We start from the raw sequence: 21,754 nt of genomic DNA, 5'->3' as shown, positions 1-21,754 counted from the left end.
GTATTATTTTTTAAGTGAATGGTCAAGTTCTGAAGCATAAATTTAGCTTAAATTGACTTTTATTATATACTACTTGGCGGATATGGAGTTAAAAGGTCTTGATTTATTCAAAGGTTTTGTTCATAAAAAATATTTAACTTTGTCATATGATGTTACAAGCCAAAAGTATTTTCAAATCATACGGTCCTTTACCTATATTAAAAGGGGTGGATATAGAAGTTGCAAAGGGTGAAATTGTGAGTATTGTTGGAGCTTCTGGAGCTGGAAAAAGTACGCTTCTTCACATTTTAGGGACCTTGGATTTAGCAGATAAGGGGGAACTGTATATCAATGGAACCAACATCAGTGCACTGAATGCAAAAAAACTGAGTGCCTTTCGCAATGAACATATCGGGTTTGTTTTTCAGTTCCATCACCTACTCCCAGAATTTACGGCTTTGGAAAATGTGTGTATCCCAGCATTTATTAAAGGTGTGGGGCGCAAAGATGCAGAAGTTCGTGCGATGGAGATATTGGATTTATTAGGTGTAGCACATCGGGCTAGCCATAAACCGACTCAAATGTCTGGTGGAGAACAACAACGTGTATCTGTTGCTCGTGCCTTAATTAATAACCCTTTTATTATTTTGGCAGATGAACCTTCAGGAAATCTAGATTCTGAAAATGCTACTGCATTACATCAGTTGTTTTTTGACCTAAGGGATAAATTTGAACAAACTTTTGTCATCGTTACTCATAATGAAGAGCTGGCACGTATTTCGGACCGTACTATTCATATGCGTGATGGAATTGTGATCGTATAGTATGTATACAGTCATTATAAGTCACTTAGAATACATAAACCGCGATAAATGTATTGCTCATAAGAACTTTATCGCTTAAAAAAACACTTTATTCTGATGAAAAAAAGAATACTAATAACCTTTGGAACTAGAGGGCTTGGGCAACGTATTGCAAAGCTATTAGGGGATGAATTTGAAATCTTTTTTGCGAGTTCTGAGGAGATTCCTTCACTGTTATTAAATTCAGGCAAGTATTTTAAATTGCCTGCGGGGTTAATGCCAACCTATGCTCACGAAGTATTAAAAATAAGTTTAGATCATCAGATTGACTATGTCCTGCCTTTGGGAGGTTATGAATTTGAACCTCTAGCCGTGGCCAAAATTTTATTTGAAGAATATGATATTAAGGTAATTGTTCCAGCTCAGGATGTTTTACAAGATTACTATGTGATTGAAAATCCACCAAAAGAATTATCACTTGCTTTATTAGTTGATGGTAAGTCATTGATTGATGATTTTACAACTGAACATCCTGGACTGGATGGTTTGTTTGTGGTATCGGATTCAGGTGATGATTTTGCCTTATGTGCTGTTTCAAAAGATTAATTGTTTTATGTTAAGATATCAAGATTTCCCAACGGATAAAAAGGTATTTATTTTTGAACTGGATGACGTTATTTATCCAAAACGGGACTATTTATTACAGGTTTATTATCTTTTTGCTAATTTTCTTGAATTTACAGAGACCTTTCCTCCTCAGGCTGATTTGGTTACATTTTTTAAGAATCATCTAGATAGTCAAGGAGAAGATATGATCTTTGAACATGCTGCCGAAGTTTTTCATTTTGATTTAAAGTATAAAGAGCATTTCGAAAGATTATTTGTTAATGCTGTTTTACCCGTTAAATTATTGATGAAAGATGGTATTCCAGAATTATTAACAGCTATTGTTAATGCAGATAAACAGATCTGTATTTTGACGAAAGGGAACCCGCTTATGCAGTTGAATAAAATAAAACATATGGAGTGGGGGCCTTTGGCATCTAAATTAAAGGTTTATTTTGTTGATGAGTTAAAATTCCGCAATTTGGAGCCTCTCGATTATATAGCTGAAGAGCTACAAATAGCTAAAAATGATTTTATATATCAAGATTGTTAGTTTTTCGATTTAGCCATTGATTATCAGTTATTTAAATTTATGTAATTAATTGCTTTTTTCTAAAATTAAACTCTAATTCTAAAAAATATGCTAAAAAATGTTATATTTATCAGAATGTAAATTTAGTGAGATTCGACTATGAGTATACAAGGAGATAAACCAACAACAATTAAGGAAATAGCGAAGAAGCTGAAAATTTCACCCTCTACTGTATCTCGAGCGTTGAATGACCATCCAAGTATTGGATTAGTGACGACCATGCGTGTGAAAAAAGTTGCTGAGGAATTGAATTATGAGCCTAACCAAACGGCGATATTTTTTAAGCAACGCAAAACTTTTACAATCGGTGTTTTATTACCAAGTCTATCTGAACCATTTTTCTCTTCTGCAATTAGTGAAATTGAAAATGTTTCCAACGACCGTAAGTATACCGTGATCATGGGACAATCTTTGGACGATGCCGAAAGAGAAGAGAGAATTTTGAAAACCTTTAAAAGCCATCGTGTTGATGGTGTTTTAATGTCAGTAGGTAAAAATACCACAAATCTTGAGTTTCTTGAAAAGCTAGAAAATTCTGGAACACCAATTGTATTCTTTGACTGTGTACCCGATATTCCTAAAATTAATAAAGTTGAAAGTGATCTAGCAACGGGTATGAACGAAGCTATTGATGCTTTCGTTGCTCGGGGTCATGCTAAAATAGCACTTATTAATGGTCCACAATTGCTTCCTGCAAGTGAAGAACGCAAAAATTCCTTTTTATCCGCTTTGAAACGTAATGGCTTGGACTATGATGAAAAGTATATTGTGAATACGGATTTAACGACTGAGGGAAATGAGGCTGCTATGGAGAAACTATATGCCTTACCTGAAAGGCCTACAGCAGTTGTGTCTTTTAATGACTTTGTGACTTTAGATGTTATGAAGGCTGCCCGAAACAGAGGTCTGGTTCTTAATCATGATATTCACTTTATTAGTTATGCGAATTATCCTCTCTGGAAATATATGGAAAATCCTCCAATGGGATGTATTGAACAATTTCCAGGAAACCAAGCTAAGAAAGCAGCTGAGATTTTATTTGAAAAAATAAATAATCCTGATCTTGCTCCACAACAGATTGTATTTAAGTCGAGATTGATTATGTAATCATTCTTTTAACATAAAATAGAAAGGGCTTATCATTATGATAAGCCCTTTCTATTTTATGTTGTCCGTTACCGTTATAAGTGTATCACTTCATCGTAAGCATCGGCACAAGCTTCCATAATAGCTTCACTCATAGTTGGGTGAGGATGGATCGCTTTAATCATTTCATGACCAGTTGTTTCTAATTTTCTTGCTACAACAATTTCAGCAATCAATTCCGTAACATTTGCACCGATCATATGAGCTCCTAAGAATTCACCGTATTTTGCATCAAAGATAACTTTTACAAAACCATCTTTTGCTCCGGAAGCAGATGCTTTACCTGAAGCAGAAAAAGGAAATTTACCTACTTTAACTTCGTAACCAGCTTCTTTTGCCGCTTTCTCAGTATAACCTACTGAAGCAATTTCAGGAGAACAATAGGTACATCCAGGGATGTTGTTATAGTCAATTGGTTCTACATGAAGACCTTTAATCGCTTCTATACATAAAATTCCTTCTGCTGAAGCAACGTGTGCAAGAGCTTGTCCTTTTACGATATCACCGATAGCATAAACGCCGTCGATATTTGTTTTATAATAATCGTCAACCACAACACGGCCACGGTCTGTTTTTACACCAACTTCTTCAAGACCTAGGTTTTCGATATTTGGCATGATACCTACTGCTGATAATACAACTTCAGCCTCGATAACTTCCATGCCTTTAGCAGACTTGATATTTACTTTACTTAAAGTACCTGAAGTATCAACAGATTGTACTTCAGATGAAGTTAAAATGTTAATGCCTTGTTTCTTTAAGCTTTTTTCTAATTGTTTTGATATTTCTTCATCTTCAACAGGAACGATTCTGTCCATGAATTCTACTACTGTTACTTTCGTACCAATTGCATTGTAGAAATATGCAAATTCGATTCCAATAGCTCCAGATCCAACAATCACAAGTGATTTTGGTTGTTTTGGTAATACTAATGCTTGTCTGTAACCGATGATCTTTTTACCGTCTTGTGGTAAATTTGGTAATTCACGTGATCTTGCACCAGTAGCTAAAATAGTATGTTTCGCGGTGTATTCTTTTGATGAACCATCTGCAGCTTTAACATCGATCTTACCACCGGTTTTAATTTTTGCAGTACCATTAATGACGTCAATCTTATTCTTTTTCATTAAGAATTGAATACCCTTGCTCATTCCATCTGCTACGCCACGACTTCTTTTTACAATAGCATCAAAGTCAGGCTCACCACCTTGTACATTAATACCATATTCAGCAGCATGATTTAAATATTCAAAAACTTGTGCACTTTTTAATAGAGCTTTCGTCGGGATACAGCCCCAATTTAGACAAATACCTCCTAAAGATTCGCGCTCGATGATAGCAGTTTTGAAACCTAATTGTGAGGCTCTAATGGCAGCAACATATCCACCAGGACCACTACCAATTACAATGATGTCGTAATTCATAAAATAATTATTGTGTAGTTGAATGCTCAATCTATTTCTGAATTTCTTGAGATTCAGAATAGCAAAGCTTATTCAAAAGTACGCATTTTTTCTGAATGTTATAAAATTGAGCGACATTATATTGGCAGATTTTAATAAGCGCACGTCATTTTAAAGATTAATATGTCAAAGGAAGGTCAAAGCATTCAGAAAAAATATCCATCTCACTAAATAATTCTATTTTTGGGATTACTTATTTTTAAATCAAGTTTTTATGCTCCGTATTTTTAGACAAATAGCACTTTGGGAAGCTGTTTCAACCATTTGTTTGTTTTTCTTTGCTATGCCGATGAAATATTTTTTTGAAACGCCCGAAGCGGTGAGAATTGCAGGCTCGATTCATGGCTTTTTTGTCGTCATATTTGTCATCATGTTGATCATGTGCACAGTAGAATATAAATGGAACTGGAAAAGACCATTGACTTATTTTGTCTTATCTCTAATTCCTATTGTAGGTTTCTGGGTAGAATTGGATGTGAAGAAGATTATTAATGGACAAAAGAAATAGAAAATAAAAAAGGATGATTTATTCATCCTTTTTTATTTTATCAATACCTACATAAGCATAAGTAATTTCGGTGCGTCCGTGCGGTGTTGGTGTGCCTTCTTTATTAAGGTTGACAAAAACTAATTTGTCGATGGATAGAATTGTTTTTCTCGTAATTTTGTTGCGAACCTCACATCTCATCGTGATGGATGTTGTACCAAAATTAGTTGCTTCTATTCCTAATTCTATAATATCACCTTGTTGAGCCGAACTGACGAAATTGATTTCAGAAATATACTTCGTTACTACATGTGAATTTGCCAATTGCACAATTGCATAGATAACGGCCTCTTCATCAATCCATCTCAATAGGGTCCCCCCAAATAGTGAACCGTTAGGGTTTAAGTCTTCTGGTTTTACCCATTTTCTTGTATAGAAATTCATGTTTTATTTTGGGCTTGGTTTGTTGAAAAAGAAAGGGGAAAATTTTATTTTCCCCTTTTTAGTATTTTAAGCGTGAATTGCTCTATTCGAAGTTGCGGCTAACGCAGCTTCTTTTATTGCTTCCGTATATGTCGGGTGTGCATGGCAAATGCGACCGATATCTTCTGCTGATGCGCGATATTCCATCGCTACGACTGCTTCTGCAATCATATCAGCAGCTCTTGGTCCAATCATATGTACGCCAATAACTTCATCAGTTTCAGCATCAGCTAATATTTTTACAAAACCATCCGTATCCATCGAAGCTTTGGCACGACCAGAAGCTTTGAATGAGAATGAACCCGTCTTGTATTTAACACCAGCTTCTTTTAATTGCTCTTCTGTTTTACCTACAGAGGCAACTTCAGGCCATGTGTAAACAACACCAGGAATTAAATTATAATCGATATGTGGTTTTTGACCAACAATGCTTTCTGCTACGAAGATACCTTCATCTTCTGCTTTGTGCGCTAGCATAGCACCTTTGACAACGTCTCCAATTGCGTATACACCTGGAACGATTGTTTCTAAATGATCGTTCACTGTGATTTTTTTACCTCTTTCTTCAACAGTGATGCCGATATTTTCTAAACCTAAATTATCCGTATAAGCAGTACGTCCTACAGCTACGATACAGTAATCACCTTCTAATGAGATGATTTCACCTTTAGGGTTTTCAGCCGTCACAGTTACAGTTTTACCTTTTGAAGTTGCTCCTGTTACTTTGTGGCCAGTATAGAACTCCATACCAACTGATTTTTTCAAAACGCGTTGTAATTCTTTACCTAAACCACCATCCATAGTTCCGATGATTGATTTTGCAAATTCTACAACAGATACTTTAGAACCAAGACGAGCGTAAACAGAACCCAACTCAAGGCCAATAACACCACCACCGATTACGATTAAGTGTTTAGGAATTTCTGTTAAATTTAAAGCTTCTGTCGAAGTAATAATTCTTTTTTTATCAACAGGTAAGAATGGTAAATAAGTAGGTTTCGAACCTGTAGCAATAATTACATTTTTACCTGTAATTTGCTCAGAAGTACCATCATCTTTTGTGATTTTAATGGTGTTCTTATCTACAAATGAACCAATTCCTTGGAAACTTTCAACTTTGTTCTTTTTGAATAGGTATGTGATACCTGCAGTATTTTGATTGATAACATCGTCTTTACGAGCAATCATCTTCTTAATATCAACTTTTAAATTGCTTAAGCTAATACCATGTGCTTCGAAAGAATGTGCAGCATTGTGGTAATGCTCAGATGAATCTAATAAAGCCTTTGAAGGAATACAACCTACATTTAAACAAGTTCCTCCAAAAGTGTTATACTTCTCAATTACAGCAGTTTTTAACCCTAATTGTGCACAACGGATTGCTGCTACATATCCGCCTGGTCCACTTCCAATTACTATTACGTCGTATTGCATCTATTACGTTTTAAATGTTTGAGCAAATTTAGTCATAATTAACATTATAGGAAATCTATTTTGTTAAAAACGTGTATAAATTTGAAATAGTAGTCTCGTTATAATGTCATAAAAAAAGGCATCCCTATTTAAGGAATGCCTCATTGAAATATTTCTGAATGATTATTCTGCAACAATCTTTCCTTGCATTACACCGTAATGTCCTGGAAAGCTACAGATGAAATCATAAGTTCCTTTTTCTAACGTGAAGGTGATTTTATCTGTTTCACCTGGACCTAATAATTTTGTATGTGCAATTACAGAAGAAAGTGCTGATTTAGGTACATATTCATCTGCTTGAGCACCAGCTGCTTCAGCGCCAAAAGTCGCTAGGTCAGTTCCTGGTTTTAAAATGACAACATTATGCCCCATAGATTCTTTAGGCATAGTACCAGCATTCTTAAAATTTAACTCAACGCTCTCTCCAGCTTTTACGCGGAATAGGTTTTTATCATATTTCATTGCATCATTACCTTCTAAAGCTAATGTATTAGAAAGCTCTACATTCTCAATTCCAGGGATTTTTTCTGTTTCTGTTTCAGCAACCTCTGGAGTTGTTTGTTCAGTTGTTGAACTGGTTTCTTTTTTCGTTGAATCGCCACCGCAAGAAGCAAAGGCTACTGCTAAGGCAATAACTGGTAAAACAAATAATTTTTTCATTATGTTAATTATATTTTTACTAAAAATAAGGAAAATATTGCTTTTAATTGTATTTTTTGCGTAACATTTTTTCTATCATTTCATGTAGGTGGTTTGGATCGAAAGGTTTTCCAATCACATTGTTCGCTCCAGCATCAAGAGCTTCCTGTTGTTCTGCCTCAAGCACAGATGCGGATATCGATATGATGAGAATATTCGAAATTGCTGGATTATCATGCTGTCTGATTCTACGGATAGTCTCAAAACCGCTCATAATAGGCATATGTGAATCCATGAAAATAATGTCAAAATCTTCACTTTCTACCTTTTCAAGTGCGGCTTTACCATTATTCGCAGTTTTAATTTCACAGTTCCAAGTTCTGAGGATATTAGCAAGCATGAAACTATTCAATTCATTGTCTTCTGCCACTAGAATTTTTAAATTATCGAAACTTTTGAGTTCTGAGTATAGTATTTTTTCAGGTTTAGACTTTGTGACTGCATTTGTTCTGTCAAACCAGCAGTCAAATGTAAATTTACTCCCTTTTCCATAAGTACTAACAGCAGTAACTTTTCCTCCTAACAATATGGAGAGTTTTTTCACAATTGCTAAACCAAGACCTGTTCCTCCAAATTTTTTCGTGATTCCATCCTCACCCTGTTCGAATGCAAAAAAGATTTTCTCCAAAGAATGTTCCGGTATACCTATTCCAGTGTCGGTAACTTGAAATTGTAGGTGAAGTTTTGAAACATTGCTATCAATTAAATTGATATTTAAAGTGATACTGCCTTCTGCAGTAAATTTGAAACTATTTGATATGAAATTGGTGAGAATTTGTTTTAATCGCAATGGATCTGCTAAGAAAAAACTATCTATTTTTTCATCGATATAAATAGAAAAATTTAGACCTTGATGAATCGCTTTATGTACAAATAGATTTTTGAGGTCGTCTGTTATATCATGTACGGAGGTGGGTTCAATTTCTAGTTTCATCATTCCGGAATCAAATTTGGAAAGATCTAAAATATCATTTACGATATTAAGTAAATTGAGCGATGCACTATTTAACTTATTGACCCAATCTTGTTGTTCAAGTGAAAGCGGTGAGTTTTTTAACATTTGAGCGATCCCCATCACACCATTGATTGGTGTTCTAATTTCATGACTCATATTTGCTAGAAAAGTTTCTTTGGATTTTCGGGCTAATTCTGCCTCTTCCTTTGCTCGTATAAGTTCTTCTTTGGAGTTCTCTAAAGCCTGATTTTTTTCTTTAATCTCGTTTTGAGTTTGCACCTGCTGAATAAAGGATTTTACTTTAGCAATGGTGATTTCAGGACTTAGCGGTTTATAAAGGTAGTCGACAGCCCCACTGTTCAATCCTTGAATGAGATATTTTTCCTCTTTAGATATAGCCGTAACCATGATGGCAATAATGTGGCTGGTTTTCGGATTATGCTTGATAAGCTCCACAAATTCGAACCCATTAATGTCTGGCATTTGTACATCAACCAATGCAATATCAATGTTTTGTTTATAGCAGATACGAAGTGCTTCATTAGGATCTTGACTACTGATAATATTGATACCTACAATATCATTTAATAATGCTGTAAGGCTAATGAGATTTTCAATTTTATCATCAACTATTAATAAGTTTATATTCTTCATTATACTAGTCCATTTAAATGATCAATGTACTTTACAATTTCTTCTGTTGTATAAATATGATGTTGAGCATGTAAATCGATAGCGGCTTGAGGCATTGTAGGAACTTCTGCAGAATCTGGATGTTGTACTATACATATTCCGCCCCTATTTTTAATTGCTAATAAGCCTTTTGCACCATCTTGATTCGCTCCCGAAAACAAAATTGCGATACAGTTCTCTTTATAAACTTCGGATGCTGATTCAAATGTGACATCAATCGAAGGCCTTGAAAATTGGACGGGTTCTGAATTATCTAATGCAAGTTTGAAATCAGGTTCTATCAATAAATGGTAACCAGGGGGCGCAAAATAAACCTTTCCTCCTTGAATCTGTTCTTTATCTTCAGCCGATTTAATTTGTAGGGCATAGTTTTTTTTTAAAACTTGCTCAAAATTAGATTCAAATTTTGGGTTACGATGAACGATTACAAGTATTGGAATCTGAAAGTTCTTCGGTATTGATTTTAATAGATTTAAAATCACACCAAAACCTCCGGCAGATCCTCCCAACAGTAATATTTTATTGCCCTTATTCATATACGGCTAATTTTTTTAATGCGTGTTCGTTTTAGTGTTATTATTAAGCTCGTTTATAGCGTTAATGAAATCTTTGTTATGTACTGGATCTCGCCCGCTTACGAAATAGCTTATTCCATATGATATTTCTTACGCTATTTTTTGATAGATATTGTTTTTTTTATCAATTAACTTGAATCGGTTTGCGTGCTTATAGTTGATTAGGGATTCTTTTGATCCTAAGCATAGAAATCCTAATTTGCACAAAGAATCATAAAAAAGATCAAGAACTTTTTCTTGTAATTTAAGATCAAAGTAGATTAATACATTTCTACATGTAATTAATTGAAATTCATTAAAAACACCATCAGAAATTAAATTGTGAATAGAAAATAGTATATTTTTTTTTAGATCATTCTGAATGGTGGCCGCATCATACATCGCGGTATAATACTCGGATAAAGAATGTTCAGTTTTTGTTTTAATATAATTTTCGGAATACTCCTTAAGCTTTGTTAAGGTGTAAATACCTTTTTTTGCTTTTTCTATAACCTGCGAATTAATATCAGTACCATATATAAACGATCTGTTGAGTAAATTAGCTTCTTTTAGTAAGATAGCTAGGGAATAAACTTCTTCGCCTGTAGAACAGCCAGCACTCCATATTTTTATATGTGGATAAGTTTCCAGATAGGGGAACAGTTTTGTGGTTACAGATGAATAAAAGTCGGGGTCCCGAAACATCTCTGTAACATTTACCGTCATTTCTGGGATGAAATAATGTATAAAACCTTCCTGATTGATCAGATTTGATTTAAGACCAACGACATCCAGTTTATTAATATCCATGATGCGGGTAACTCGTCTTTTTAAAGATGCTTTTGAATATCCAGAGATATCTAATCCATGGAAATTTTTTATGATTTCTATAACGTCGTCTAATTCGGAATAGTCTAACATATCTAATTCTATTTAACTAACCCAAACACGGATCAATGAAATTAATTTGTCAATATCAATAGGCTTACTGACATAGTCATTGGCACCCGCTTCGATAGCTTTTTCTTTATCACCTTTCATCGCTTTTGCTGTTATGGCAATGATGGGTAACTCCTGATACTTTTTATTTTTACGGATATTGGCAATGGCTTCATATCCATCCATAACGGGCATCATAATATCCATTAATACCAGATCAATGTTATTTTCTAAATTGAGAATATCAAGCGCTTCCTGACCATTATTGGCAATTTCAACATGAATATTTAAACTTTCAAATGCACTTGTTAACGCAAAGATATTTCGCATATCATCATCTGCTAATAAAATTGTTTTGTTTTCTAATGTTTTTTCAAGTTGAAAATCATTTGCTTTATCAATTATCCTCGATTTATTTTCTGTTTTCTGGTCAATTTTATTCAGGAAAAGGCGTACTTCGTCTACTAATCTGTCGTTTGACTTGGCAGATTTTAAAACCATAGCTTGTGAGTGTTTTAAAATTCTAGTAGTCTGTTCAGAGGTCAATTCCATCGCCGTGTTGATGATGATAGGAGTTTCATTGTATGTCTCTAAGGATTTTATTTCGTCTAGTAATTCTAACCCTGATTTATCTGGAAGATTTAAATCTAAAATAATACAATCGTAATTATTCGCTTTATTCTTCAATAATTCAAGAGCTTTATTGGCATCATAGGCTTGATCTACGGTTAGTTTTTCATCTTTTAGCCCGTGCTTAATAAAATCGCTTTGTACTTTTTGGTCTTCAATAAGTAAAACTCTTTTCATAACATTTGAAAGCATGGATTGAATTTTTTCAAACGTGTTTTGAAGAGTTTTTTCAGAAACGGGCTTAGCCATAAATCCAATTGCTCCAGCATTGATTGGTTCATTGTCCAAATAGGTGCCCGCAGACATCATATGTACAGGTATTGAGGAGGTCTCCCGATTTGCTTTTAAAACTTTGAGTACATTCCAGCCATCAATTTTAGGAAGCATAATATCCAAAATAATCGCCTTTGGTCTTAGTGCCATTGCCTTTTCTAATCCTTCTTCTCCGTCATGGGCAAGTATGACACGGTAATGATATGCTTCGGCATAATCCTTTAGTATTTCTGCAAAAATCAAATCATCTTCAATGATCAACAAGGTATTCAGGTCATCCGGATTTCGAATTATATCTTTATTTTCTGGTAACAGTATTGAATCATCGGTTTCAGTGGACGGGATTATTTTTTCCGTATGTTCCTCATTAGATTTAAGTGTTTGAATGGTACCAGGTGCAGTACGTAGTGGCAATGTAAAGATAAAGGTGCTTCCTACTCCGATTTCACTCGATAATGTGATTCGACCACCTAGTAATTTTGCAGTTTCTCTACATATTGATAATCCTAAACCAGTTCCACCATATTTGCGGCTTGTAGAACCATCTTCTTGTCTAAAAGCTTCGAATATGAGTTTTTGTTTATCAGCAGCAATGCCAATTCCAGAATCGATAACTTTAAAAGTAAGTTCATCACCCTTATTTATATCAATATGAAGTGTTACATTTCCATTAGGATTGGTGAATTTGAAAGCATTTGATAGTAAGTTTTTCAAGATCTGCTGGATCCGATATTCATCCGAATAAAAATGAGTAGGCACATCGGGAGAAAGAGCTATCTTGAAATTTATTCCTTTGTCTTCCGCAGTATTCTTGAAGAAATTTAAGATATAATCGATGAGATCTTTGTTGTCAATGTTCTCTTGTGCCAGTTCCACTTTGCCCGATTCTATCTTAGCAAGATCAAGTAAGTCATTGATTAAATGAAGTAAATCAGTTCCTGCATTATGGATCACACTGGCATATTTGATTTGTTCACTAGTTAGATTGTCTAGTTTATTATCTTGTAATAATTTTGCTAATATTAAAATACTATTTAAAGGCGTACGCAATTCATGGCTCATGTTTGCCATGAATTCTGATTTGTAATTTGAGGCTGACTCGACCTCTTTGATTTTTAAAGCAATGTTATCTTTTGCTTTTTCTAATTCATTATTCTGCTCCTGTAGTAATTTAGCTTTTTCATCCAGTTCATTATTGGTTTGTACGAGCTCCTCTTGCTGTACTCTCAATTCCTCTTCGGATGCTTCTAGCAAATTCGTTTTATAACTTAATTCCTCATTCGTTGTTCTCAGTTCCTCTTGTTGGGCTTCTAATTCTTCCGTTTGTTGCTGTAATTCTTCATAGAGTTCCGCCATCTTTGAATGCGCCTGCGCAACTTTCAAACTAACAGCTAATATTTTGCTAACGCGGTGTAAATATTCAATATTTTCATTTTCATTCTTTTTGTCTTTTGGACATACTAATTCAATTATACCAATAGATTCTTCTTCATATACGATCGGAATAAGATAGAGATTAGTTTCAAATTGATCAATTAACGAAGACGCAATCTGATATTTGTTTGCATTTACATCGCGAATGATCGTTAATTTTTGATTATTAATCACATCACTGAGTATCCCATCTCCTTCTGAAATAAAAGTTTTAATAGGGACATCTAATGGGATTCCTTTATTTGCTAATAGGGAAAAAAGGGTGCTATTTTCTTTTTTGACATATACTGTACCAGCAAGAGAGGAAGTCGTTTTACAGATATTATCGAGTCCTATCGTTGCAATTTGTTTTTCATTAAAATCGCCTCGAAGGTTGTGGTCTAAAGTGTTGATGTTATTTAAAATGGAGTTGTCTTGTTCAACTTTAGAGGTTAATTTTAAAAGGGCTGTATTGGACTTCTTTTCATCAATTATACTCTTTTTTAATGTTTTAAAAACATTAAGAACAATGATGAATATATAGATCATGATTGCTAGACCCACAAAAACTAAAAAGTAAGTTAAATACCTGATATTTTCTAATCTATCTGTTGATTTTTTAATTAATTCTTTTCTTTTATCGATTAAGTCTTTGGAGATTATAGAAATCTGATTTTGAATATCAGCTCGTTTATTGTTTACATTTAGCGCTTTAAATTTGTTTTCCTTACTTAACGAGATGGCTCGCTCGAAGTCATAGAAATCTAAAATGGTATTTTTTAAATTATTTAGCTTGTTAGCATCAAATGTATAGTAGCTGTCCTTTTTGCTTAAGTTTTTTATAGTTTCAAGGACCACAGTTATTTCACCAGCAAAGGGTGCAAATACACTTGCATTTTTTTCTGTATAAAACTTAAGTTTTGCATCATTTACTCGGGCAACACTATTCTTGATATTATCGATAAGATCAAACTTTGCTTCTGCTTTTTGTATAAGGTCTTGTTCATGAGCCGTACTTTTATCCAATTGGATGAAAAATAATAACGATGCCGAAAGTATGATTAGAAATGAAAATATAATTCCAATGATGAGTTGTTGTTGAAAACGTAGCTTTTTCATCTTGATATAAGAGTAATATTTTTTGATAACACGTTAAAATAATACGCTAATTGACATTAGAGTAATAGCATAATAATTTTCTGATTTCTTTTGATTCCTTTTTTATCATTCAAATGCGTCAAAGAAAGCTGTTCTTTAGCGTGTTTCAATAATTTTTAAGGGAAAAGTGGCAAATTAGAAATCAATGCTAGTTCTAAGTAAAAGTAGTAAAAAAATGAGGAAGTACTCGTAGTTTTTGAGGTTAATATTTGGAAGTTGAGTTTGGTTGGATTTTACTTTATTTACTCTTTTTAAATTGTTTTGGCTCATGTTTGATCATTATTTGATATCTTTAAGACAATTACTATTTAATTAATCTAATCAAATGGATCCAAATTTTTCTTTCGCTTTAATGATTATAGGCTGTATTGTAGCCTTGTTTCTATTGCTTTATTTATTACCTGTAAATCTTTGGTTTACCGCACAGCTTTCTAATGTTAAAATTAGTTTATTGAACTTGGTTTTGATGCGATTACGTAAAGTACCACCTTCTTTGGTCACTAACGCAATGATAATCTCAACAAAAGCAGGACTAAACATCACATCTAATGAAATTGAAACCCATTATTTGGCGGGGGGAAATGTTAATAGAGTAATTAAAGCTTTAATATCCGCCGATAAGGCAAATATTCCTTTGAGTTTCAAGCTCGCTACAGCTATTGATTTGGCTGGTCGTGATGTATTTGATGCTGTGCAGTTATCAGTAAATCCTCAAGTTATTAATACACCTCCAGTGGCAGCTGTTGCTAAAGATGGAATTCAATTAATAGCGAAAGCAAGAGTAACTGTTCGCGCCAATATCAATCAATTAGTTGGTGGTGCCGGCGAAGAAACTATCTTAGCGCGCGTCGGTGAAGGTATCGTAACAACGATAGGCTCGTCGGAAAGTCATAAGCAGGTCTTAGAAAATCCAGATCGAATCTCTAAAACTGTTCTTTCAAAAGGACTTGATAGCGGTACGGCATTTGAAATATTATCTATTGATATTGCAGATATAGATATCGGTGAAAACGTAGGAGCAAAATTGCAGACAGATCAAGCTGAAGCTGATTTGAAAGTTGCTAATGCAAGAGCAGAAGAGCGGAGAGCAATGGCTGTTGCAAGTGAACAAGAGATGCGTGCCAAGGCACAGGAAGCAAGAGCGAAAGTTATTGAGGCCGAAGCACAGTTGCCATTAGCTATGGCGGAAGCTTTTAGAAATGGAAATTTGGGTGTAATGGATTATTATAAGATGCAAAATATACAGGCAGATACAGACATGCGAACTTCTATTTCCAAACCTGGACATGATACCAGAGGACAGCAGAAAGATTAAAAGCTGATGTAACAGATTTTTTATACGAATCAACAACCGATTGCAGTTAAAATGCAATCGGTTGTTTTTTTTTAAATATTTTGGACTGTTCTATATTCCTATTCCTATCATTATATTTAGTGCTATAATTAATTATTATAAACATGAAATCAATAAAAAAGTTATTATTTCTCTTCCTTTCTTTGAATCTGACGCTAGCTTACGCACAGTCTTTGACATCGGGAAAAGAGAATTTTGTCCCTATTGGAGGTAATAGTTGGGAGTATCCGAATAGCAATCATAGAGAATCTATTGTAAAGAATGGAAAGATTGAAAATTGGAAAGACAATAAACGGACAGTAAAAACATTTGTTCGCTTTGGTAAAACGGGTCAGGTAAATCTTTCCGTTCAGGTACTTGAAGCCAATGCTGGTGGGAAATTCACTTTTACATTCGCTGGTAAAAGCGTTGATGTAACAATAGAACCGAATCAAAAAGGACTGATCAATGTTGCTGATTTTAGTATTGCGGATACCGGATATCACGCAATTGAATTAAAAGCAAAAACTATAGCTTCATTGTATCCGACAATAGGTGGTTACGTTTTGAAAGGAACAGCTTCCGATGGTCAGATGAACTATGTTAAAGATAATGAAGATAATTTCTTCTACTGGGGTAGAAGAGGGCCGTCGACCCACATGGGATATCAGCAACCGAAAGATAAGAATATAGAATATTATTATAACGAAGTTACTGTTCCAAAGGGTAGTGATGTGGAAGGATCTTATTTTATGTCCAATGGTTTTAATGTAGGATATTTTGGTATGCAGGTAAATAGCAGTACAGAACGTCGTGTCTTATTCTCCGTATGGAGTCCTTTTACAACAGATGATCCTAAAGAAATTCCTGATGACCATAAGATAATTTTGAAAACAAAAGGTCAAACTGTTCATACCGGCGAATTCGGAAACGAAGGCTCTGGTGGACAAAGCTATTTGAAATTTAATTGGAAAGCCGGAAGTACTTATAAATTCTTATTGCGAGGTAGACCTATTGCAAATAATTATACTGCTTATACTGCTTGGTTTTATGCGCCTGAAATAGGTAAATGGCAAATTATAGCCGAATTTGAACGTCCTCAGACGAATCAATATTTAACAGGCTTTCATTCTTTCCTAGAAAATTTTAACCCTGATCAAGGTATTTATCAACGGGAGGTACAGTTTTCAAATCAATGGGTAGCCGATGACAAAGGAGACTGGTATGAATGTACTGAAGGTAGATTTACCATTGATAATACTGGCCGTAAAGGTTACCGTATGGACTATGCTGGTGGCGTAAATGAGAAAGGGTTTTATTTAAAGAATTTTGGGTTCTTTAATAAGTATGTTCCGTTTGGTAGTAAATTTATTAGAAAAGCAACAGGAGTGAAGCCTAATATTGATTTCAAATCACTTCCAAGATAATAACGTTTTTTTAAGGAATTATAGCTGTAAATAGTTTATTTGCAGCTATTTTTTTGTCTTGCTAGTTGTTTAAAAAACAAAACCCTGGTGATGGGCACCAGGGTTTGTTACTAACCAATTATAAACCTAAATTATGAAAAGACATTTTTAATAATCACTGTTTTTAAGTAGTGATTTGATACAGCAAAATTAATGATAAACATTTGATATTATGTTATGTGAATGTCATTTCAAATATTTCTTGATGTCATTCATCATTATTCCCCTGCAATAGATAACCTTAATTATCTCCTACAAAGATACATCAAAAAACCTATTTATTCCAAATGTTTTTGAATTAAAGTTGTCTCCACAATATGTGTTGTGACATTAATATGATTTTTTGTCTATTTGTAATAATAAGTTGTCTTAATAGCTGTAAATTTTGTATTATTTTGTATTGTATTTCGAATTATATATTACTTATTTTTGAAAGAAAACAGCTATGATTTTTGATAATCTTAAAAAAGTGAAAGCTTTTGTATTGGACGTGGATGGTGTGTTGACTGATGGGCGTGTGCTGGTCAATGAGGCTGGTGAACAGTTGCGCACTTTTAATATTAAGGATGGTTATATCATGCAGTTAGCTGTTAAGCGGGGTTATCCAATCATCATTATTACAGGTGGAAATTCTACTGGTGTTGTTAAAAGACTAAAGGGGTTAGGTGTTCAAGAAATTCATTCAGGAATCTCCGATAAGATTGGAAAGCTGAATGAAGTCCTGGCTTCACTGAGCCTGAATTTTGAAGATATCCTTTATATGGGAGATGATATGCCAGACTTTGACTGTATGAAACTGGCTGGTCTAGCCACATGTCCTGCTGATGCTATTGAGGAAATTAAAGGAATTTGCCATTATATTTCTCCAAAAATTGGTGGTGATGGGGCTGTACGAGATGTCATGGAAAAAGTATTAAAAATTCAGGGTAAATGGCAAATGGATACAACAGTCAAAAGTATATAAGTAATGATAAATTTAGAGAATAGACAAATAATACTGGGCTCTCAATCGCCGCGAAGAAGCCAATTGTTAAGTGAATTGGGTTTGAAGTTTGAAGTGGTGGTCCGCGAGACGGATGAAGTTGTCGATGAACTTCTAAAACCTATAGCGGTAGTGAAGGCCATTGCGACAAAAAAAGCTGAGGCTTTTCTTAATGATTTTGAAGGGGCTGTAATCATTACTGCAGATACTATTGTTGTTACCTCTGATCAAAAAATATTAGGAAAACCCAAAAGTAAAGCGGAAGCTTTTCACGTGTTAAAGATGTTATCTGGTGATATCCACGAAGTAATTACTGCAGTTTGTATTCTGGAAGATGAAAAATTAATTACTTTTTCGGAATCCACTGAAGTAGAATTTTATCCGCTTAGTGATGATGAAATTAATTTTTATATTGAAAAATATGAGCCATTTGATAAAGCGGGCTCTTATGGAATACAAGAGTGGATAGGTCGTATCGGGATCAAAAGTATCAAGGGAGAATATACAAATGTGGTAGGATTGCCAACAGCTCGACTCTATCAGGAACTAAAGAAACTAAAATAAAAAAGGGAACCGCTAACTTGGTTCCCTTTTTATTTTAGTTGATATGAAATCTTACACCGGTGTAGAACATTCTTCCCGTTAATGGTCCCCATAATAGAGACGTGTCAAAGTAAGATCCAAATGGATCATCTGCTCCTAAAATTGGATTATGTTGGAAATAATTTGTTAAGTTTTCACCACCAACATAAATTGTGAAGTTTTTATTTTTCCCAAAATCTTTACTTACCTGCGCATTCATCGTTACATAAGCATTTGATTTTGTTGCTACCTGATATGCAACTGGGTTTTCTATTGTTGAAGGTATTCTTTTATCTCCTACAATATTTAAGGTATAGTCAAAGCTCCATCCTGATGAAGGTAATGTATAAGCTAGATTAGTAAAACCTCTGTGCTTAGCCAATAGCGGTTTACTTTTTCTACCACTTTCAAAGTCAGTTTGAACATCGAGTAAACGATATGCAAGTCTTGTTTCTAAACGAGGAAGAGGATTGAAACGTAATTCTGCCTGAAGACTATTTGAATATGATTTACCTGTTAAGTTATAAAAAGATATTTCTCTAGGGTTTTCATAGTCAACTACGACCTGATTTTCAAAACTGTTTCTAAATAACTCAACCGATGCAGTTGCCTCTCTGTTGAACAATCTGAAACTTTGATCAATTGTAAAGCCAGTATTCCAAGAAACTTCAGGATCTAATCCGTAAGCATTTTTAAAATTGTCTGGAGATTTGATAATTAATGTACGGCTACTTGCTAGTGCAGACATATTTTCGGCAATAATGTTAGCCGTTCTTTGCCCTCTACCAGCACTTAAACGCATTGTATTACCTGTAAAAGGTGCATAACGTAAATTTAAACGAGGTGTAGTAAACCAACCGTACAATGAGTTATAATCTTGTCTTAAACCTACGACGGCATCAAATTTTTCATTTGGACTGAAAGTATATTCTACAAAAGCACCGGAAACAGTTTCTTTTCTCTTAAAATTCTGAACATCCAGATATAACTCATCATAGTTATCATAATTTACCGAAGCTCCCACACGGTATTTGTGAGCTACAGTTCCGAGAACATCTTGAAATATCAAATTGGCATATCCATTCTGTTGTTCACCATTATAATTTTTTAGACCAAAATAACTTTTTTGATTATAGTTTGAACCTGCAAGTTGTAGACCTATACTGCGGTGTCTGTTTTCTGGAAATACATAGCCGATTTTAGCAAAACCTTCGATTCTTTCAATATCAAAACCTAGACCATATCTATTGGTAGTTCCTTTATCTGTTTTTTTGTTAAAATCTGTTTGACCACCTGTACGGTCATCATTTAAATATTTAATTCCAAACTGTGCCATGAAGCCTTTTCCGTTTTCGTAGTTCCAACGGTTTACTCCGGAAAAGAGGTTTCCAACAGGGATATCACGAAAACCGTTATCGCTGAAATTCATTGTTTTATTATACATGAAATTATCATGTAACAGGACAGCGGTAGACCAATTGTTGTTTATTTTTTGAGCTAAATTTAAGTTTACATCTGTTCTTCCCATGTTGTTTGCATAGGCATTGAAATAAAGTCTGTCCGAATTTTGCGGTTTTTTAAGTTCAACATTAATTTGTCCAGCCATGTTTTCATATCCATTTGCAACAGAACCAATGCCTTTTGCAATTTGAATAGATTCGATCCAGCTTCCAGATATCGAATTTAAACCTAGTGGGGCTGCTAAGCCTCTAGGGCCAGGTAAGTTCTCTACAGTAAGCTGTGTATATATACCGCTTAATCCTAGCATTTGAATCTGTTTAGAACCTGTTACAGCATCATTACTTACGACATCAACAGAAGCATTTGTTTCGAAACTTTCACTTAAATCACAACATGCAGCTTTAAATAGTTCTTTAGTTGTTAATACCTCTACACGTGCAGGATTCATTCGATTGATGAAGTTTGATCTTCTGCTTCCTGTTACTACCACCTCAGATAAGACATGGCTTTTTGCGTTTATCATCAATACTTCATGCAAGTCTTTTATAGTAATCGTATCCGATTGCATACCTGCAAAACTCACAACGATCTTCTTAAAATTTCCATGATGCTGTAATTTGAAAACACCATTTTCATTTGTTCTTGCATTTTTGCTTTTATCTTCTAACCAATGGATATTAACACCTGTGATTGGATTGAGGTCTCCTTTTTCATTTTCTTCAACAACTACGCCCGTTAAAATGTGGTTGTGATCATGATGATCATCTTTCTTTGCTTTTACATCCGTAATTTTACCGTTTTCCATTCTCGGATATAAACAACATTCATGTAATTGTTCATATACTTGATCATCGGCACGTACATTGTCTACATCGTGTCCAACGGCAGCAATGCTCTTTTTTATTTCTTCTAAAGGTGCTTTTTGATGATTATGTTTTACGACCAGCTCTTTTGTGTTTACATCCCAGATTGCTGATGTAACACCATTAATAGTTGCCGCAGTTTCGATTCTTTTTTTACATAAAGCACAGTTTCCTGCTACATGCATAGTGGTTGTGCTATCAACAGAAACGATTGTTGTAGCACTACTATTGTTTGTGGTAGCACTAACTGTTAATGGCGAAGCTTGAACTTTTTCTAATCTAGGATATAAGCAGCATTCATGTAATTCGGCATATGCTTTATCGTTTCCTCGTACATTCTCAACATCATGTCCGACAGCCGCAATGCTTTTTTTAATCGTTTCTAATGTTGATTTTTTAGCACTATATGTTAAGGACAGTTTCTGAGTATCTTCACTCCATACGGCGTTCGACACACCCGGAAGATTGGCTGCTTTTTCAATACGTTTTTTACACATACCGCAGTTTCCAGCGACATGTAATGTGACCGTACTGTCTTGTTTAGCAATATAAGAAGTGGCTTTCAGCGAAGTATTTGCAAGAAAAATAAATAGGGGTATAAGTGCGTATTTTAATATTTGTTTCATGATTTTTTTAAAATTTTGAAATAGTAGTATACTTCAGCTTTTATCGCTAAAGTGTGACCTTGGTTGTCTTTAAAAGACCTATTAAAAAATTTAAA

The 21,754-nt window shown here is 34.4% G+C and carries 18 protein-coding genes; 9 read left to right on the top strand and 9 right to left on the bottom strand.

What is annotated here, in order from left to right:
• Positions 1–149 precede the first annotated feature (149 nt).
• The 4 genes from HCX49_RS22945 to HCX49_RS22930 all read left to right on the top strand — a co-directional run bounded on the left by HCX49_RS22945 (position 150) and on the right by HCX49_RS22930 (position 3,087).
• A complete protein-coding gene (locus HCX49_RS22945) occupies positions 150–803 on the top strand; it encodes an ABC transporter ATP-binding protein (protein ID WP_183916712.1) in 654 nt (217 codons plus the stop codon).
• Positions 804–899: 96 nt separating this feature from the next.
• The gene (locus tag HCX49_RS22940) at positions 900–1,388 is read left to right on the top strand and encodes a hypothetical protein (RefSeq protein ID WP_132772346.1); all 489 of its coding nucleotides are present in this window, start codon (positions 900–902) and stop codon (positions 1,386–1,388) included.
• 7 nt (positions 1,389–1,395) lie between these two features.
• Positions 1,396–1,941 carry an HAD family hydrolase gene (locus tag HCX49_RS22935; RefSeq protein WP_168128239.1) on the top strand — a complete coding sequence of 182 codons (546 nt, stop codon included), beginning with the start codon at positions 1,396–1,398 and terminating at the stop codon, positions 1,939–1,941.
• Positions 1,942–2,079: 138 nt separating this feature from the next.
• Positions 2,080–3,087, top strand: a complete 1,008-nt coding sequence (locus tag HCX49_RS22930; protein ID WP_021188801.1) for a LacI family DNA-binding transcriptional regulator — start codon at positions 2,080–2,082, stop codon at positions 3,085–3,087.
• 74 nt (positions 3,088–3,161) lie between these two features.
• On the opposite strand, the gene lpdA (HCX49_RS22925) is transcribed toward HCX49_RS22930, so the two are convergent.
• The gene (lpdA, locus tag HCX49_RS22925; protein ID WP_132772342.1) at positions 3,162–4,550 is read right to left on the bottom strand and encodes a dihydrolipoyl dehydrogenase; all 1,389 of its coding nucleotides are present in this window, start codon (positions 4,548–4,550) and stop codon (positions 3,162–3,164) included.
• Positions 4,551–4,803: 253 nt separating this feature from the next.
• Here lpdA (HCX49_RS22925) and HCX49_RS25635 point away from each other — a divergent pair, with 253 nt between their 5' ends.
• Positions 4,804–5,097: a DUF3817 domain-containing protein gene (locus HCX49_RS25635; protein ID WP_232789346.1), complete on the top strand. Its 294-nt coding sequence runs from the start codon at positions 4,804–4,806 to the stop codon at positions 5,095–5,097.
• A gap of 18 nt (positions 5,098–5,115) precedes the next feature.
• Here HCX49_RS25635 and HCX49_RS22915 read toward each other — a convergent pair whose 3' ends face one another.
• The 7 genes from HCX49_RS22915 to HCX49_RS22885 all read right to left on the bottom strand — a co-directional run bounded on the left by HCX49_RS22915 (position 5,116) and on the right by HCX49_RS22885 (position 14,307).
• On the bottom strand, positions 5,116–5,520 hold the full coding sequence (locus HCX49_RS22915; RefSeq protein WP_021188803.1) for an acyl-CoA thioesterase: 405 nt from the start codon (positions 5,518–5,520) through the stop codon (positions 5,116–5,118).
• A gap of 66 nt (positions 5,521–5,586) precedes the next feature.
• The gene (gene lpdA, locus HCX49_RS22910) at positions 5,587–6,993 is read right to left on the bottom strand and encodes a dihydrolipoyl dehydrogenase (protein ID WP_021188804.1); all 1,407 of its coding nucleotides are present in this window, start codon (positions 6,991–6,993) and stop codon (positions 5,587–5,589) included.
• Between the two features lie 162 nt (positions 6,994–7,155).
• Positions 7,156–7,692, bottom strand: a complete 537-nt coding sequence (locus HCX49_RS22905; RefSeq protein WP_021188805.1) for a plastocyanin/azurin family copper-binding protein — start codon at positions 7,690–7,692, stop codon at positions 7,156–7,158.
• 43 nt (positions 7,693–7,735) lie between these two features.
• Positions 7,736–9,340 carry a response regulator gene (locus HCX49_RS22900; RefSeq protein ID WP_132772340.1) on the bottom strand — a complete coding sequence of 535 codons (1,605 nt, stop codon included), beginning with the start codon at positions 9,338–9,340 and terminating at the stop codon, positions 7,736–7,738.
• A complete protein-coding gene (locus HCX49_RS22895; protein ID WP_021188807.1) occupies positions 9,340–9,915 on the bottom strand; it encodes a chemotaxis protein CheB in 576 nt (191 codons plus the stop codon). The genes HCX49_RS22900 and HCX49_RS22895 overlap by 1 nt, the downstream gene beginning before the upstream one ends.
• A 129-nt stretch (positions 9,916–10,044) precedes the next feature.
• Positions 10,045–10,854, bottom strand: a complete 810-nt coding sequence (locus HCX49_RS22890) for a CheR family methyltransferase (protein ID WP_132772339.1) — start codon at positions 10,852–10,854, stop codon at positions 10,045–10,047.
• 12 nt (positions 10,855–10,866) lie between these two features.
• On the bottom strand, positions 10,867–14,307 hold the full coding sequence (locus tag HCX49_RS22885; protein ID WP_168128238.1) for a response regulator: 3,441 nt from the start codon (positions 14,305–14,307) through the stop codon (positions 10,867–10,869).
• A gap of 364 nt (positions 14,308–14,671) precedes the next feature.
• On the opposite strand from HCX49_RS22885, the gene floA reads away from it, so the two are divergent.
• The 4 genes from floA to HCX49_RS25460 all read left to right on the top strand — a co-directional run bounded on the left by floA (position 14,672) and on the right by HCX49_RS25460 (position 18,691).
• Positions 14,672–15,661: a flotillin-like protein FloA gene (gene floA / locus HCX49_RS22880; protein ID WP_021188810.1), complete on the top strand. Its 990-nt coding sequence runs from the start codon at positions 14,672–14,674 to the stop codon at positions 15,659–15,661.
• A gap of 143 nt (positions 15,662–15,804) precedes the next feature.
• Entirely contained in the window at positions 15,805–17,106 is a 1,302-nt protein-coding gene (locus tag HCX49_RS22875; RefSeq protein ID WP_168128237.1) for a DUF3472 domain-containing protein, read from the top strand.
• A 484-nt stretch (positions 17,107–17,590) separates the two neighbouring features.
• A complete protein-coding gene (locus HCX49_RS25465; protein WP_206368672.1) occupies positions 17,591–18,109 on the top strand; it encodes a KdsC family phosphatase in 519 nt (172 codons plus the stop codon).
• A 3-nt stretch (positions 18,110–18,112) separates the two neighbouring features.
• Positions 18,113–18,691 (top strand): Maf family nucleotide pyrophosphatase, encoded by a 579-nt coding sequence (locus HCX49_RS25460; RefSeq protein ID WP_183915987.1) that lies wholly within the window; start codon positions 18,113–18,115, stop codon positions 18,689–18,691.
• Between the two features lie 34 nt (positions 18,692–18,725).
• Here HCX49_RS25460 and HCX49_RS22865 read toward each other — a convergent pair whose 3' ends face one another.
• Positions 18,726–21,659: a TonB-dependent receptor domain-containing protein gene (locus tag HCX49_RS22865; RefSeq protein WP_168128236.1), complete on the bottom strand. Its 2,934-nt coding sequence runs from the start codon at positions 21,657–21,659 to the stop codon at positions 18,726–18,728.
• Positions 21,660–21,754: the final 95 nt, after the last annotated feature.

The organism is Sphingobacterium sp. B16(2022), assembly GCF_012030425.1.
In the GTDB taxonomy this organism is placed as follows: domain Bacteria; phylum Bacteroidota; class Bacteroidia; order Sphingobacteriales; family Sphingobacteriaceae; genus Sphingobacterium; species Sphingobacterium anhuiense.
This window is presented reverse-complemented; position numbering and strand designations above follow the sequence as displayed.

Bases quoted from the DNA above. Each gene is read 5' to 3' on its own strand.
- HCX49_RS22945 (WP_183916712.1), top strand. From the start codon at position 150: ATGTTACAAGCCAAAAGTATTTTCAAATCATACGGTCCTTTACCTATA.
- HCX49_RS22940 (WP_132772346.1), top strand. From the start codon at position 900: ATGAAAAAAAGAATACTAATAACCTTTGGAACTAGAGGGCTTGGGCAA.
- HCX49_RS22935 (WP_168128239.1), top strand. From the start codon at position 1,396: ATGTTAAGATATCAAGATTTCCCAACGGATAAAAAGGTATTTATTTTT.
- HCX49_RS22930 (WP_021188801.1), top strand. From the start codon at position 2,080: ATGAGTATACAAGGAGATAAACCAACAACAATTAAGGAAATAGCGAAG.
- lpdA (WP_132772342.1), bottom strand. From the start codon at position 4,550: ATGAATTACGACATCATTGTAATTGGTAGTGGTCCTGGTGGATATGTT.
- HCX49_RS25635 (WP_232789346.1), top strand. From the start codon at position 4,804: ATGCTCCGTATTTTTAGACAAATAGCACTTTGGGAAGCTGTTTCAACC.
- HCX49_RS22915 (WP_021188803.1), bottom strand. From the start codon at position 5,520: ATGAATTTCTATACAAGAAAATGGGTAAAACCAGAAGACTTAAACCCT.
- lpdA (WP_021188804.1), bottom strand. From the start codon at position 6,993: ATGCAATACGACGTAATAGTAATTGGAAGTGGACCAGGCGGATATGTA.
- HCX49_RS22905 (WP_021188805.1), bottom strand. From the start codon at position 7,692: ATGAAAAAATTATTTGTTTTACCAGTTATTGCCTTAGCAGTAGCCTTT.
- HCX49_RS22900 (WP_132772340.1), bottom strand. From the start codon at position 9,340: ATGAAGAATATAAACTTATTAATAGTTGATGATAAAATTGAAAATCTC.
- HCX49_RS22895 (WP_021188807.1), bottom strand. From the start codon at position 9,915: ATGAATAAGGGCAATAAAATATTACTGTTGGGAGGATCTGCCGGAGGT.
- HCX49_RS22890 (WP_132772339.1), bottom strand. From the start codon at position 10,854: ATGTTAGACTATTCCGAATTAGACGACGTTATAGAAATCATAAAAAAT.
- HCX49_RS22885 (WP_168128238.1), bottom strand. From the start codon at position 14,307: ATGAAAAAGCTACGTTTTCAACAACAACTCATCATTGGAATTATATTT.
- floA (WP_021188810.1), top strand. From the start codon at position 14,672: ATGGATCCAAATTTTTCTTTCGCTTTAATGATTATAGGCTGTATTGTA.
- HCX49_RS22875 (WP_168128237.1), top strand. From the start codon at position 15,805: ATGAAATCAATAAAAAAGTTATTATTTCTCTTCCTTTCTTTGAATCTG.
- HCX49_RS25465 (WP_206368672.1), top strand. From the start codon at position 17,591: ATGATTTTTGATAATCTTAAAAAAGTGAAAGCTTTTGTATTGGACGTG.
- HCX49_RS25460 (WP_183915987.1), top strand. From the start codon at position 18,113: ATGATAAATTTAGAGAATAGACAAATAATACTGGGCTCTCAATCGCCG.
- HCX49_RS22865 (WP_168128236.1), bottom strand. From the start codon at position 21,659: ATGAAACAAATATTAAAATACGCACTTATACCCCTATTTATTTTTCTT.